The following is a 236-nucleotide window of genomic DNA, read 5'->3' on the forward strand; positions in this document are numbered from 1 at the left end:
CAGTAGTACAAGCCGTCACCGATAGAATTATCGCACGCAGTAAACAGTCTCGTTCAACGTATTTAACGGCCTTAAACGATGCCAAAGCCAAAGGTGTTCATCGTAGCGCCCTAAGTTGTGGCAATTTGGCTCATGGATTCGCGGCCTGTCAGCCAGCGGACAAAGACTCTTTACGTCAACTGACGAAAGCCAATATTGGTATCGTAACCGCATTTAACGACATGTTGTCAGCGCAT

At 47.5% G+C, this 236-nt stretch carries 1 pseudogene; it reads left to right on the top strand.

Features of this window, described 5'->3' with window-relative positions:
- Positions 1 to 236: pseudogene (locus tag AAEZ00_RS22160) on the top strand (phosphogluconate dehydratase); the annotation flags it as partial.

This window comes from Shewanella sp. S1-49-MNA-CIBAN-0167, assembly GCF_040310145.1.
GTDB lineage: Bacteria > Pseudomonadota > Gammaproteobacteria > Enterobacterales > Shewanellaceae > Shewanella > Shewanella psychromarinicola.